Here is a 15,077-nt window from a genome sequence, read left to right as displayed (position 1 = left end):
TCGTTTTTCATTCAGTTGTTCTCAAGTGCTTCCTTAGCGACCCTGAGAATTTCCTTGAAAGTGTATTCATCGGGTGTGACGTTCACTTCGACACCGTGTTCCTTCAACGTATTGGCGGTCGGAATGCCGATAGCAGCCACAAGGGAATCCGCAAGAACCTCCCTGATCTGCTCTCCTGCTCCCATGGACTCTGCCTGGTCGAAGAAACTACGCACCATCATGGAGCTTGTGAATGCAAAGACATCGATCTCCCTGTTGAGGCTCCTGGTAATAAGCTCCTCCTGCAATGGCCCCTTTGGCATGGTAAGGGTGTAGACCTTTGTCTCGAGCACGTTCGCACCGCAGTCCCTGAGGCCGGTGATCAGCAGTGTTGAGCCGTAAGCGCTTCTTGCAGTGTCGATGTTCTTGCCCTTTACCTCAGGACAGAGGAATTCAACCATTCCCTCAGAGCTGTAGACACCCGGCATTCCCATTACCTCGATACCGAGCTTTTCCAGTTGCTTGCGGGTGGTCGGACCAATAGCAATGACCCTGGTCTCGTTGAGAGCTTCGATGAATTCATCACGCTTGTCTTCCGGAATCTTTTCCATGGTAAAATCAATACCATTGGCACTTGTAAATATCACATAATCGGACCTGCGGGAGAATACGTTCTCTGTGAAAGTGTCGAAGTACTCGTCTTTCATGGTCTCAAGCTCGATCATGGGAACGGCCACTACCTCAAAACCGAAGGATTCAGCAAGTTTCTTTGAACCTGCAACGTACCCCTGAGGTCTCATGATCGCAATTACAGGCTTACGGTCAGTTGCATCCATATGAACATCTCTTAACTACTATGTCAAATATCGAATATCAAATATCAATTTTCAATTTCCGGTAATGGAGATCCAAACCTTCAGATCATGGAACCGAGTATCTCGTGGAGCTTGACGACATCACCGATCACGGTCAGAGCCGGTGCCTTCACGTTCTGTTCCTTTGAGATCTGTGCGATAGTACCTACAGTACCGATGGTCACGCGCTGGTCAGGACGTGTTCCCCTCTCGACCATAGCAACAGGTGTCGCAGGGTCCTTTCCATATTTCATGAGCTCGTTCATGTTGCGCTCAAGCATCTTGACACCCATGAAGATAACTATTGTACCACCAAATGCTGCAAGGGTCTTCCAGTCAAGAGCTGTCTCTTCCTTGGTTGGGTCCTCATGTCCTGTGATGAAGGTCACCATTGAAGCATGGTCCCTGTGGGTTACCGGGATACCTGCATAGGCTGTAGCTGCAAGTGCGGATGTTATACCTGGTACCACTTCGAACTCGATACCTGCCTCGACAAGTTCCTCGGCCTCCTCGCCACCACGACCGAACATGTATGGGTCACCGCCCTTAAGACGAACCACCATCTTGCCTTCCTTTGCCTTCTCAACGATCACATCGTTGATCTCGCTCTGGGTTAGTGTGTGGTCACCTGCATGCTTGCCTGCATCTATCTTTTCAGCTTCTTCAGGCATGGAATCAAGGATCTGCTTTCCGGGAAGCTGATCATACACAATTACGTCAGCTGTGTCCAGAAGTCTGCGTGCCTTCAGGGTCATAAGTTCAGGATCACCGGGACCGGAACCTACAAGATATACTTTTCCGTATTTTTGAGCCATATTACCAGATATCCTCAATTTCTATTTTTCTGATGGTAAGAACCTGATACAATAAATAGATTGATATTATAATTCATTATGTGACAAAAAACATTCAGAACAAAAGTACCCGGAACCCCGTAAATAAAAAAGAGGTAAATGGACCATAAAAGGGAATAAAAGACCACCTTACGAAAAAGGGTAAGGCAGGAATGATCAGCCCATTTCAATGATGTACAGGATCATTTCCTTGTTCAGCTTGCTTTCGCGTGAAAGTCTTCCAGCGACCTCATCATCGGAAATACCTTCGGACTTCATTTCCCTGATCCTCTCAATGACCGCAGGTGAGACGCTGTAGTACTCGTTGATGTCCTTCCGGTGTCCCCATACATCACCTTCTATAAGTCTTATCTTCTGCATCTCAAGGAACATTTCAATGGACTTGGAAACTGTACGGCGGTATGATGTAGGGATCTGGATAACCTCAACATCCTTGCATCGCTTTACAAGTGAAAAAATATCCTCGTTGGATGGTCTGAATGCCAGATGTATGACCCTCTCATCAGCTTCAAGGTTTTGAATTTCGTCTCTGTTGCTCACTACTCTTATTTTCATAGAAGTACCCCATTAAATTCAAAAAGCTAAAAGAACTTACCAAATAAATTATAGAGATCCGACCTAATAAATAATTAACGATAGAAGATTTCTTTAAAAAGATTGATAGGAAACACACAAGCTGCCCCACAGAGGGCTTTTTTATACAATACCATACAATTTCACGATTCGGACTACATTCCACAGTACTGTACGAGCAATGCCATTGCCCTAAAAAGTGGAGGATCCCGATCTGGTCATCCGATAAGAACGATCGAGTCTGCCGTATCAATGTTGGCTATAACGGAACTGCCATAGCTTGAATAGAAAAGTGTATCGACCTCATACATGGTACTGGCCCCTCCGGTTATGTTCACAGTCCAGCTCACATCCCATGAATCTCCCGAATTCAATGTAACGGGGCAGGTTATTGCGTTGATCTCCAGCAGCGTGTTCTCATACCAGACAACTTACCCGTATTCACCAATACCGGCCACGATATCCATATCATTGTCACCGTCTACATCCGTGATAGAGATCGGGAAGTAGCTGTTGTCAATTGGTGAGTACGTTGGGATCGAATGTTGTGTGAAGGTGGGCTCAGTTACATTGCCATCGTTTTCGTACCAGGAGATCCTGTCATCATTGAATGATGCACACAGGATGTCCATATCCCCGCCACCGTCAACGTCAGTTGCATGGACCGACCTTACCGAACCGGCAGTGGTGGATATGTTGTGAGGTTCTGTGAAATTAGCCTCCTGACATACTTTCATCCAGAATGAAGAAAGGACTTGCCCAGTCTGTCATAGGAATTGCAGTGTCGGCAGTGATACTTCCATATCTTGCCATGGCAGAAATATCCCCAGCTCTTGACCTCCGGCTCACTTCTCAGAGATCATTAAAATAAAGGTCACGCACGACCTGAAAAAGAGAAAAATACAGCCGTTACAAGTAACAGCCATCTTATTAAGAATTATTATCAGTCCCGAACCCATCAGTCCTTAAGGCGAAGCTTCACTGAATCAGCATGTGCCTGCAGCCCTTCCTTTTCAGCAAGAGCAATGATGGTATCACCTATTGAACCAAGACCTTCTTTCGTGATCTTCTGTATGGTGGAATACTTCAGGAAGTGGTGAATGTTAAGACCGGAGTATAACTTCGGATAGCCGGCAGTGGGAAGCACGTGGTTCGTACCTGATGCATAATCACCTGCTGCTACCGGAGCATAGTTACCCACAAAGATGGAACCTGCGTTCTCAATCCTCTCAAGAACTGCATCGTCATCCTTCACCATGATCTCAAGGTGCTCAGGTGCGAAGTCGTTGGATATATCGATGCACTCGTCCATGGTATCGGTCACGATGATGGCCGCATTCTTAAGGGAAGCATCCACGATCTCCTTGCGCACAGCAGCATCTGCCTGCTTCTTCACCTCGGCGTTCGTCCGCTCCGCCAATTCAGCAGAAGTTGTCACAAGGACCGAGACGGACTTAGGGTCGTGCTCCGCCTGTGCAAGGATGTCGGATGCGATCATAGCGGCATCTGCAGAATCGTCTGCAATGATAAGGACCTCACTAGGACCGGCAGGGAAATCGATCTCTGCCTTATCGCGCACCATCATCTTGGCAACTGTTACAAAGACGTTCCCGGGCCCCACGATCTTGGCAACCTTCAATACAGATTCAGTACCATAGGCCATTGCTGCGATGGCCTGGACACCGCCGATCTTATAGATGTGGTCCGCACCTGCAACCTTGCCCGCCACAAGTGTAAGCGGGTTGATCTTGCCGTCAGGACCAGGTGGTGTGCACATTACTACGCTCCTGACACCTGCAACCTTTGCGGGGATTATGGTCATGAGTGCAGTTGAAGGATAGGAAGCCCTGCCCCCAGGAACATAGGCACCCACCGATGCAAGAGGAGTTGCCATCTGGCCAAGTTTGATACCCGGAGTGGGTTCAATGAACCATGTTTTCTCCGGAAGTTGTGCTGCATGGAAGTTCCTGATGTTCTCTGCTGCAACCTCAAGATGCCTTATCATCTCAGCATCAACAAGCCCCATTGCCTCTTCTATCTCCCCGGGAGTGACCTCTATGGCCTGAATGTCTGCCCTGTCGAACTTCCTGGTATATTCACGCAGTCCGTCGTCACCCTTTTCCTGCACATCATGAAGTATTGCTGAAACGGTATCGGTTACGTCCATCAGCTCTCCTGTGCGGTCAAGAAGCTTATCCATCTCTTCTTCGGTGACATCGGATAGGTGTTTGTACAGCATGTGATCATCTCATATTAAGGTAAGAAAGGACAGGAATACACCACATATCTCAGTTTGTTGCAGGTCCGGCCCATATTGAATTATAAAAACATCACTGGAAATCACTGAATGTTTTCTGCTCTTTGTCCAGTAATGTATCTAGAGTATTTGAATTTATAGGTGTGCCCTTTGCGACTTTTTCCTTAACGCGAACACCTATGTTTGAAAGGATATTTGCGGCCACCTTCGGACCCACCAGCTTGGATAAAACGGAATATTCCGCCTTTTTAAGTTCTGTCAGCGACACGAAGCCGGCCTCATAGAGCTTACGTGCACGCACTCGTCCAACACCCCTGATGCTGACAAGCTGCATTAGCTCCGGGCTGGCACCGTAATGTATCCTCTTCTCAAGACCGTGGGCATGAGAAGAATACCCAATCCCGAGAAGTTCTGCCAGCTTCGTGGTCGCATGCATCAGCCACTCCGAGGTGTCCGCAAGGGCATGTATGTCACCCTCCCCAACATTGAAATGATGAGTAATATCGTCCGCAGGCACCTCACGTATCCATTCGTCCAGCAGCATTGCGGTCTTGACCTCACCAAGGAACCACTCATAATCGATAGCCTTGAACTGGTTGGGGATCTCGATGAAATCATCACTATGAGACATCACAAAATCGTTTACCCTTGCATACTCGCTGCTGCGCATGTACAGCTGCCTCATATCAGGCGTGCTGCACACCAGATGAAGAAGTGTAAGGTCTGTCACATGGGCAGCCTTTTTCAGTCCGTCCACGATCTTTGCCCCCGACATCGGATCGATGTATAGCATGGATACAAGTTTCCCGAGTTGAGTTGAGCTAAGAGGAACCGGATCCCCGGATTCATCCTTTACGATCATTTCGTGCTCTGCAAGATAATCGATACAATCATCGATGACCTCTTCAAGGCTCCATGTGTCCTGCTGGAAAGCAAAGAATGTCGACCCCATGAATTCCATCAGCTGTTCCCTGTCAGATGCAAAATCGTTCACAATGGTAGAGAGAACGTGTGTCCTCAGTGCATTCTCGGTACCGAGCTTCGACCAGATGTCCTCTGCATCGGCTTCAACATAGTTCTCCAGCAACTGCTCGAATTCCGCATATTCCTTTGCAAGCAGCACAGATTCTCCATAAGGATCGAGATGGGGACGCCCTGCCCTTCCTGCCATCTGCTTGTATTCAAGAACAGGTATCGGCTGCATTCCGAAATTTGGATCGAACCTGCGATAGTTCCTGATGATCACCCTCCTTGCAGGAAGGTTCAGGCCTGCTGCCAGCGTAGGAGTACTTGAGATCACCTTGATAAGGTTCTGCCTGAAACCGTCCTCCACGATCTTCCTGTGGGCCGAGTTCAGGCCCGCATGGTGGAAAGCAACACCTTTCCTTATGCAATTCGCAAGGACCTTTGCCGTATCGGTCTCACCGGTGGATTCCACCTCTTCTGCCATCTCTGCCAGCCTTCCTTTAACATCCGGGCCGAGCACTTTAGCGACCTTGTTCGACGCAGTCTTGGCAAATCCGGTACAATTCCGGCGGCTGCTCTCAAAAACCAGACATTGCCCACCTTCAAGAAGTGTATCAAGAACAAGATTGGTGGCATTATCTTTATCCCGGCGTTCTATCTTCTTTTGCTTGCCAGGGAAGTTGATGGCCTCTCCAAAGAAAACACCTTCATGCAGATCAGTGGGTCTCCACTCGCTCAGGACAAGTCCTGCATCCAGCCAGTCTGCCATCTCACGGGCATTGCCAACAGTAGCAGAAAGCGCAATGATCTGGCAATCCGGATTCAGCCTCATAAGTTTGGTTATCGTGACCTCAAGGGTCGGCCCCCTGTTCTTTGAATCCAGGAGGTGGACCTCATCCACAACTATAATAGTGATCTCTTCCATCCAGGAGGTGCCGTTACGCAGAAGTGAATCGGTCTTTTCCGATGTTGCCACAATGATGTCGTTCGCTCCCAGCCACTCATCCCTTGAATCAAAATCTCCTGTGGATATGCCGACCCTGATGCCAAAGGGTGCAAGCTCCCGGAAACGGTCGAACTTCTCTGAAGCAAGAGCACGAAGCGGAACGATGTAAAGCGCTTTACCGCCATTGCGGATAGCCTTGAGCATTGCAAGCTCTGCAAGAAGTGTTTTTCCTGAAGCTGTGGGTATCGCAGCAAGAAGGTTCTTTCCTTCAAGAAGACCATTACCGACTGCTTCAGCCTGAGGAGGATATAACTCCTTGATACCCGAATCTTCATAGAAACGGATAATATCTTCGGGAATGTCAAGATCTCTTATCAGCATGGGAATTTCACATCACTCTACAGCGATTGCTCCAGTATCGTATAAGTAATTTCGTAAGACCGGCAGAATTGCATCAACCACAAACGACTAAATAATTAGGTGCTCTACATTAATTGATGCATGTCGAAGAGATCATTTCCCGGCTTAAAGAACTATATCCCGAAGGTTATTTCCATATAAACCGTGAACCGTTCTATCTTCTGATCTCCACGGTACTATCCCAGCGTACACGCGACGAGGTGACGATACCCACAGCCCAGAAACTCTTTTCCGTTCTCGACACACCTGAGAAAATGGCAAGTGCCGATGTGGATGAAATTCAGGAACTCATCAGGGACGTCGGATTCTATAAGGTCAAGTCACAGCGTCTGATAGATATCTCCCGCATGCTTCTGGATGAATACGACGGAGTCGTCCCGGACGATATCAACGAGCTTGTGAAACTTCCGGGAGTTGGCAGGAAAACGGCAAACTGCGTGCTGACCTATGCTTTTGACAAAGATGCCATTGCTGTGGATACCCATGTGCATCGCATATCCAACCGGATGGGACTCGTTGAAACGGATACGCCTGAAGAGACAGAGATCGGGCTTCAGAAAGTGGTCGATAAGGAGCTGTGGAAGGACATCAACGGGCTGATGGTACTTTTCGGGAAGAGCATCTGCAAGCCGGTATCGCCGAAGTGCGATAAGTGTATTATGAACGATATCTGTCCGAAGCTGATCTAAATACCATAGACCAGGATCGGAAATTATATTGATCGATCAAATATAACAGGTTCATCGTCTATTAAAAGTTGTTTTATAACAGGAGAACAACCCGGGCCGATCGAAACGATCACAGATATATTTTCCATCTGCATCTGTATAGGAATACCTTCCCCTTCAGGTACAAAGTAGCTTTCAATCCCCCATCTAACATAAAGCGTATCTTCGTAATTACCCGTTACCACACCTTTCATACATACCCACTTATCACTGACACCAGGTTTTGTATGGCTTATCGAATCTATTGTCCAGTATTCTTCTTTTTCAGAAAGCGTGGCATATACTGATTCACCATACAAAAATTCGCGATCATAAGGAATATTATCAAGGTCTATTGTTGAAATTTCATAGTTCAGGTTAACATAATCTCCCCGGAACACATCCCTTGGATCCACAGGTTCGGTTTTTAGTAAAATATCCTCGCCAAAGCTCAATGCAATTATCTTTGGAAGGAATATCAATGTAATGACGATCAAAGAATAGATCATAAGCATAAGAAATCTCTTCGAGTTCATGCAACAACACCTTCTTTTATCTCGTTTATGATCGAACGCCTCTTATTTTCCAGATACCAGCCAAGTGAGATCAGGATCAGACCTCCGGCAATGAAAGCAAGGGACCTTGGCAATAGCTCGTAAAGTGTTGTAAAATAGAGGTGCAGCACACCTAACACAAAAAAGGACATTCCAAGATCGACAAAAGGAACTATGGCCCCATAGTATCCCATGAGGATGCTGCCAATTGATAGTATGAAGAATACAAGATTGAAAAATATGAACAATATAGTAGCTACCTGCGGGTCAAGTCGTGTGAAGGTATAACCATATTCAGTGACCGATGTTGTAAATGAGTCTATGAGAAAGGTTAGCAACCATGTACCCACCCAGCCTGAAAATGCTATCGAAAGTACGATGAACTCATATTTTGCGTTCCCGATCTTTCTGTACATTGAAAAATTAGATATTAGAAAAATTATCGATGTTACAATGAAAAACAGGAAGATCAACTGGACCTGCCAGGTTATAGGGGTAAGCCCTGCCAGGATCTCACGATATGGTGTTTCCAAACTGAAGTAGAAGTATGAGATAAGAATGAAGAACAATCCAAAAACCTGATGCACAAGCCTGAAATGAGCAAATTTTTCAGATCTCAGATGTAATTGTCCAATACCATAGAGATTGATACCTACTAAAAGGTACAACATAAAGATCTCAAAGCTGCTCATCGACAGATATCTGGCCTGCGAGATATAGAACGCGATCCAGAGAGCAAATGTGAATATGTTCAACGATAGAATGATCCGGGAATTAAATGCATAACCAAAGGGAAGTATTGCCAGGAACCACACCAGCAAAAGCCAATGAGAATTTGAATTAACGTGGAATATCTGTGCGGTGAGGAATATTGTTGCACCAACGAACAATGAAGCAAGGAAAAGCAATGCATCACCCATTTTAGGGTGTGTCCTCCTGTTGAATTTAAATTCCCAGCCAGCGAAGTAAGTTGTGTAGGTCGTACCAAGTAGAAGAACCATCTTTGCGATGGTCGGGATCTTTTGCCAGTTCGATGCAACAAATAGAATTGCCCCGATACCGATCAGAAGAGCGCCCAATATTGAAAGTGCTGTGATGAGCTGTGAGGTATCTTTTTTCCTGTTGACCTTTTCAAGTCCTGAAGTTACTTCATCAAGCCCGTATCTTGACAGGATCGTTTTTGCCTGATCAGCGTCAACGATGCCTTCCTTGTTCCAGACTTCAACCTCTCCCCGAAGCCAGACCTTATGTTCGTCTTCCCCCATAATACTACTATTAAAAATTTAGATGTATTTAATATTTTTGAAATGATGTTGGATGGATGAAGGTCATCGAAGCGAGACCATTATGAAAACACCAACATGTAAGTGAAAAACAGGATGAAGAAAGCAAGGTCTGAGAAATTAGAATGAAGCTGAACTAAAAAAGAAAGTAAAGGAAAACGCCTATAAAGCCGTTTTCCTGTATCAGTCGTTGCTAAGCTCGCCACTGAAGTATCTGTCGTATGAGAACATATCGAAGTGACCGTGACCACTGAGACAGAACAGAATGGTCTTCTCTTCGCCGGTCTGCTTGCACTTGAGTGCTTCATCGATGGCGCATTTAATTGCGTGTGTGGACTCCGGTGCAGGTGGAATACCTTCACTGCGAGCGAACATGACACCTGCTTCGAATACCTCTACCTGATGATATGTTGTTGCATCCATAAGCCCGTCAGCAACAAGCTGGCTGATGATAGGAGAGCATCCATGATATCTCAGGCCGCCTGCATGAATGGCAGGTGGAATGAAATCATAGCCAAGTGAGTACATCTTAATGAGCGGTGTGAGCTTTGCCATGTCACCGTAGTCGTACTCGAACTTACCGTCATTGAGTGTAGGACATGCGGATGGTTCCACAGCGATGATACGTGGATCATGAGTGCCTTCGATCTTGTCCTTCATGTATGGAAGTGCAATACCTCCAAGGTTACTTCCGCCACCACAACATCCGATGACAACGTCAGGATATTCCTCTACCTTGTCAAGCTGCTTCTGTGCCTCAATACCGATCACGGTCTGGTGAAGCAGGACGTGGTTGAGCACACTGCCAAGTGCATATTTGGTGTTATCATTCTTTACGGCATCCTCTACAGCTTCTCCGATAGCGATACCAAGGCTTCCCGAGGTTTCCGGATATTTCTCAAGGATCTGCCTTCCAAACTCAGTATCAGGACTTGGGGAAGGAACTACCTTTGCTCCCCAGAGATTGATCAGGGACTTCCTGTATGGTTTCTGCTCGAAGCTGGAGCGGACCATGTATACCTTACATTCAACGTCAAAATAATTACAGCTAAGTGAAAGTGCACTTCCCCACTGACCGGCTCCGGTCTCAGTGGTTATTCTCTCAGTGCCTTCCTTCATATTATAGTAGACCTGTGCAACAGAAGTGTTTGGCTTATGACTGCCTGCAGGACTGACTCCTTCATATTTGTAGTAGATCTTTGCAGGGGTGTCAAGAAGTTTCTCAAGCCTGTGTGCACGGAACAGAGGAGCAGGTCTCCAGAGCTTGTAGATCTCAAGGACTTCCTCAGGAATATCAATGTATCTCTCAGTGCTCATTTCCTGTTTGATGAGCTCCATAGGAAAAAGAGGTGCAAGGTCCTCTGGGTTCAATGGCTCTTTTGTTTCAGGGTTTAGTGGAGGAGCCAGTGGAGTGGGCATATCCGGAAGGATATTGTACCATTTTTTTGGCATCTCGTTTTCATCAAGTAGGATCTTAGTCTGTTCCATAGATATTCCTCACGTATAAAATGAACAAATAAGTACTATGATGAAGACAAAACTATATTATAAATTTGTTGTGTCCTACATTGTTCATATATTTTCGAGAGATAATACGTTATCCGGGTAAAAAAATCGAGAAAAATATACAGATGTAACTAAATGGAATCGTACAATCTGATCTCCAAAAATTATTGTGATATTATGGTTTGCAACCCAGTGAAACACGCTCTTCCGGAGAAAGTGACAGATAGAAATCAATTATCTGAAAATCATTGAATTCCTTTTCATGCAAAGAGTCAAAGAACCTGTCAAGAGTTGAGATCGTTCTCTTTTCCATCGGCTCCGATGAAGCAAGCGCATCTGCCTCTTTAGAAAGCCCGATCTTGCTCAGGCTTGTAGTGATACGGTCAATAGCCTCTTTGTCATTCTTGAGGAATTCCTGCCTGATCCTGTCAAGGTCACCACTCCCGGGAGAGATTACAAAACCATTGTTATCGGATTTGCTAAATTCCATCTCCCTGCAGTCCCTTGCAGTTATGTCAGAATAAAGATTATTGTATCTGCATGTCAGATCATTATGCTTTTCAAGGTACCAAGCCCAGAACCCATTGTTTGGACTACAATCGGTCATTTCTTTATACACCTCTAATTGCCTGGATCTTGCATTTTCAACAAGCCATTCTTTGCGCCATTTGTTGAACTCCTCTTTCGAACTGGAATTCAATCTGGCAACATGATGTCCTGTAAGACTGTTCGAATTAATCATTCAATACCACCTATGTAACCACTTGCCCGAAACCTGCTACAAAGGCATGATAGACAAGTGCATCTAACTTGAATGATACAAACCTGACCATCGTACAACGGCCAGTTTCATCCCTCTCTTGCAGCCATATCGGTGATACGGCTTACCATTAAAATATTGGCAACCTGCTATTTAATATTATCTCCAGTGGAGACTACACTAATCATCATAATGATGATTCGGGCAGACTTTTTCAGTATGCAAGAAAGAGACATACACAAAAAAGGAGCAGCACACTGCCGTTTTAATGCATATCAAAATATAAATAACATCAAAGCCTATGACAAATAATCCAGCAATATAGAACAGGGGAATAATATGGCATCAAATACCGAACCTACATTCAGCGAAGAGGAATTGCTTGAGAAGCTTGTATCAGGAGAGATCCCTCTAAGGAAGATCGATGCATACACTGACAAAGACACTGCAATAAGGTTGAGGAAATGTGCGATCGAGAAGCTGGAAGGTGTAGAGTTCGAGCATATACATAATTACACCATTGATGCCGAATCCGCTACAAAGCGCAACATCGAGAACATGATCGGTGCTATACAGATACCCCTTGGTGTCGCAGGCGGCATCAAAATAAACGGCGAGTATGCCAATGATGAGTTCATGCTACCCCTTGCAACCACCGAAGGAGCTCTTGTTGCAAGTACCAATCGCGGATGTTCTGCCATCACTGCATCCGGTGGAGCAAACGTCAGAATATTCCAGGACCAGATGACACGTGCACCTGTTTTCAAGATGGACAATGTTGCCCATGCAAGAAAGTTCGTTGACTGGATCAGGAAGTCTGAGACCTTCGAAGAGATGAAGGAAAAGGCAGGTGAGACCACACGCTTCGGGGAACTTATCAGCGTTGAACCATACGTCACTGGAAACACTGTTTTCTTAAGATTTGCCTATGACACAAAGGATGCAATGGGAATGAACATGGTGACCATTGCCACCGATGCAATACTGAATCTTATCTCCGATGAGTTCGGAGCTTATCCGGTATCACTCTCCGGGAACATGTGCACAGACAAGAAACCTGCCGCCATCAATAACATCCTGGGCAGGGGTAAGACCGTGGCAGCTGACGTGACCATCCCGAAGGAAATTATCGAAAAGAAACTGAAGACCACTCCGGAGATGATGGAAGAGGTCAACTACAGGAAGAACCTCCTCGGCTCAGCAAGGGCAGGAGCCCTCGGATACAATGCACATGCAGCCAACATCGTGGCAGCGTTGTACCTTGCATGCGGACAGGATGCAGCCCATGTTGTTGAAGGAAGTACAGCAATTACCACCATGGAAGTCAACGAATATGGTGACCTCTATTGTGCGGTCACAATGCCATCCGTGCAGGTCGGCACAGTGGGAGGAGGAACAAGCATCGGCACCCAGAGAGATTGCCTGAACCTCTTGGGTGTTGCGGGAGCCGGCGAGGTGCCCGGCGAGAACTCAAAGAAACTGGCAGAAATAGTGGCAGCGGCAGTCCTTGCAGGAGAGATCTCACTGATAGGGGCACAGGCTGCAGGTCATCTGGCAAGGGCTCATGCCGAGCTTGGCAGATAATCCATTTTTAGTTTTGATCGTAAGTGTTACTTTGGGATCGGTCTTAATTAAAATATTAAACCCAAAGTTACATTTAACTTTGAATTTAATTTTTGTAACTTCAATTAGTCCTGCGCCTTACCCCTTTGAGCAAGGTATATGCTCTCGATACGCTCGAGGGTCTCGGCCTCTTCAGGAGACTTATCGTCCCTGACATTCACAAGCCTCGGGAACCTTAGCGCATATCCTGATCCGTAATTGGTACTTTTCTGGATCTCCTCGAAGGCCACCTCAAAGACAACTTCAGGTTTCAGCTCGATCTCCCTTCCGGATTCAACTACGATCAGGCCGGAAAGGAGTTCAGTAAGTTCCGCAAGCTGCTCATCTGAAAAACCGGTAGCCACCTTTCCAATAGGCAGGAAATCACCCGTATCCGGATCGAAGCACGCCAGCGCGTAGGATCCGATCAGGTTTGCACGCCTTCCATAACCCCATTCAGCACCAACTACCACAAGATCTAGGGTTTCCATGACGGGCTTCTTCTTCAGCCAGTTCTTACCCCTTTTACCCGGGGAGTACGGTGCGTTTGGATTCTTGATCATCACACCTTCGTGCCCTGCAGCCAGTGCTGCAGCGTAGATCTCATTCACCTTTTCCGGATCATCGGTAAGCACCTGTTCATCGACCCTGATGCTATTGATACTTTCCACACACCCTACAAGGGCGCTTCTTCTGTCGGTAAGCGGCATGTCGATAAGGATCTCATCATTAAGATAAAGCAGATCAAAAAGGTTCAGTGTCAGCGGGATCTCACGTACTGTGGTCTCCACATCATACTTTCTCCTGAAACGCTTAAGGATATCCTGGAAAGCCCTCGGGTTACCGTGCTCATCCACAGCAACTGCCTCACCCTCAAGGATAGCGGTATCCGCCTTTACGTGCTCTTTCACGGCCTGGACGATATCAGGCAGTGATGCAGTAACGTTCTCAAGACGCCTGGAGAAGATGGTGATGTCATCTCCGTCCTTGTGTATCTGGACCCTGGCACCATCGAACTTCCATTCGACCGCCACAACACCCAAGTCATTGATAGCAGTTTCAATGCTCGGGGTGACCTGTGCCAGCATCATCTTGATAGGACGGTTCAGCTCCATACCAAGTTGTGAAACAGCTTCCCTGCCGCCTTCCTTTGCAGCAATTGCCACAAGACCAAGGTCGTTGGTAAGCATGAAACCACGTTCAATATCCCCTGCAGGGACACCGAAAGCTTTGGCGATAGCATCCCTTACGATGCCCTCACCAACACCGATACGAAGATCCTCTATTGCCAGCCTTGCAAGATAGCGGGCTTCCTCCGGGGTTGCTGAATTGAAAAGATATTGAAGGTTCTTGATCTTGGTCGTCTGTGAACCTTTTCCGGTGGTCCGGGATATATTGTTGAACCTCTCGAAAACTTCCATAATTGAAAGAGCCGGAGTCTCGTCCATAAAGGCAGAGAACGTTGCCTGGTTACGGGTTTCTTTTTTAAGTGCTGCAATGGCGGTCTCACCAATATCGCCGGTGTTCCTGACAAGGTTCTCGATCTCTTTGAGAGGAAGACCCGATGACCTGGAAAGAGCTGTGTAAAGAAGACTCGGACCAACGCCCAGTTGCTCAGTACTCCATGCAGGGAAGACGTCCCCCATAACGAAATGTGCAACAACAGGGAGTTCTTCAGTGGATACTGAATGGAACATCTCCGATACGATGTCCGTCATATCCAGTGAACCTGAAGTATGTTCTATTCTTTTGCACACTTCTGCGAATTCTTTGAAGTCGGTCATGCGGATAACTTCCTTTTAGAGATTGCCAATAA

General features: G+C 46.5%; 14 protein-coding genes. 2 read left to right on the top strand and 12 right to left on the bottom strand.

The genetic code is table 11. The features are described 5' to 3' along the window. Positions 1–11 precede the first annotated feature (11 nt). From ACR3I3_RS05980 to ACR3I3_RS05950, 7 genes are all read right to left on the bottom strand, one after another. Entirely contained in the window at positions 12–815 is an 804-nt protein-coding gene (locus tag ACR3I3_RS05980; RefSeq protein WP_440953636.1) for a uroporphyrinogen-III synthase, read from the bottom strand. An 80-nt stretch (positions 816–895) separates the two neighbouring features. Beyond that, positions 896–1,648 (bottom strand): uroporphyrinogen-III C-methyltransferase, encoded by a 753-nt coding sequence (gene cobA / locus ACR3I3_RS05975; RefSeq protein ID WP_440953635.1) that lies wholly within the window; start codon positions 1,646–1,648, stop codon positions 896–898. Between the two features lie 195 nt (positions 1,649–1,843). After that, a complete protein-coding gene (locus ACR3I3_RS05970) occupies positions 1,844–2,242 on the bottom strand; it encodes a DUF1699 family protein (protein ID WP_440953634.1) in 399 nt (132 codons plus the stop codon). Positions 2,243–2,478: 236 nt separating this feature from the next. Then, positions 2,479–2,634 carry a hypothetical protein gene (locus ACR3I3_RS05965; protein ID WP_440953633.1) on the bottom strand — a complete coding sequence of 52 codons (156 nt, stop codon included), beginning with the start codon at positions 2,632–2,634 and terminating at the stop codon, positions 2,479–2,481. 57 nt (positions 2,635–2,691) lie between these two features. Continuing rightward, positions 2,692–2,997 (bottom strand): FG-GAP repeat domain-containing protein, encoded by a 306-nt coding sequence (locus ACR3I3_RS05960; RefSeq protein WP_440953632.1) that lies wholly within the window; start codon positions 2,995–2,997, stop codon positions 2,692–2,694. Between the two features lie 221 nt (positions 2,998–3,218). After that, positions 3,219–4,499 carry a histidinol dehydrogenase gene (hisD, locus tag ACR3I3_RS05955; RefSeq protein ID WP_440953631.1) on the bottom strand — a complete coding sequence of 427 codons (1,281 nt, stop codon included), beginning with the start codon at positions 4,497–4,499 and terminating at the stop codon, positions 3,219–3,221. A gap of 91 nt (positions 4,500–4,590) precedes the next feature. Beyond that, positions 4,591–6,810, bottom strand: coding sequence for an ATP-dependent DNA helicase (locus ACR3I3_RS05950; RefSeq protein ID WP_440953630.1), 2,220 nt, complete (start codon positions 6,808–6,810; stop codon positions 4,591–4,593). Between the two features lie 116 nt (positions 6,811–6,926). On the opposite strand from ACR3I3_RS05950, the gene nth reads away from it, so the two are divergent. Beyond that, complete coding sequence (gene nth, locus ACR3I3_RS05945; protein WP_440953758.1) at positions 6,927–7,538, top strand: endonuclease III; 612 nt, start codon at positions 6,927–6,929, stop codon at positions 7,536–7,538. Between the two features lie 23 nt (positions 7,539–7,561). On the opposite strand, the gene ACR3I3_RS05940 is transcribed toward nth, so the two are convergent. The 4 genes from ACR3I3_RS05940 to ACR3I3_RS05925 form a co-directional block, all read right to left on the bottom strand. Further along, entirely contained in the window at positions 7,562–8,038 is a 477-nt protein-coding gene (locus ACR3I3_RS05940; protein ID WP_440953629.1) for a GDYXXLXY domain-containing protein, read from the bottom strand. A 50-nt stretch (positions 8,039–8,088) separates the two neighbouring features. Continuing rightward, the gene (locus tag ACR3I3_RS05935) at positions 8,089–9,375 is read right to left on the bottom strand and encodes a DUF2157 domain-containing protein (protein ID WP_440953628.1); all 1,287 of its coding nucleotides are present in this window, start codon (positions 9,373–9,375) and stop codon (positions 8,089–8,091) included. A 201-nt stretch (positions 9,376–9,576) separates the two neighbouring features. Next, positions 9,577–10,881 (bottom strand): TrpB-like pyridoxal phosphate-dependent enzyme, encoded by a 1,305-nt coding sequence (locus ACR3I3_RS05930; protein WP_440953627.1) that lies wholly within the window; start codon positions 10,879–10,881, stop codon positions 9,577–9,579. 193 nt (positions 10,882–11,074) lie between these two features. Continuing rightward, entirely contained in the window at positions 11,075–11,641 is a 567-nt protein-coding gene (locus ACR3I3_RS05925; RefSeq protein WP_440953626.1) for a hypothetical protein, read from the bottom strand. 357 nt (positions 11,642–11,998) lie between these two features. Here ACR3I3_RS05925 and hmgA point away from each other — a divergent pair, with 357 nt between their 5' ends. Continuing rightward, entirely contained in the window at positions 11,999–13,243 is a 1,245-nt protein-coding gene (gene hmgA, locus ACR3I3_RS05920) for a hydroxymethylglutaryl-CoA reductase (NADPH) (RefSeq protein ID WP_440953625.1), read from the top strand. Positions 13,244–13,347: 104 nt separating this feature from the next. Here the strand turns inward: hmgA and ACR3I3_RS05915 are convergent, their stop codons facing one another. Then, on the bottom strand, positions 13,348–15,045 hold the full coding sequence (locus ACR3I3_RS05915) for an ATP-dependent DNA ligase (RefSeq protein WP_440953624.1): 1,698 nt from the start codon (positions 15,043–15,045) through the stop codon (positions 13,348–13,350). Positions 15,046–15,077: the final 32 nt, after the last annotated feature.

The sequence above is a fragment of the Methanococcoides mangrovi genome, from assembly GCF_052057775.1.
Lineage (GTDB): Archaea > Halobacteriota > Methanosarcinia > Methanosarcinales > Methanosarcinaceae > Methanococcoides.
The sequence above is the reverse complement of the archived record's forward strand: the minus strand, read 5'-3'. Positions and strand labels throughout refer to the sequence as shown.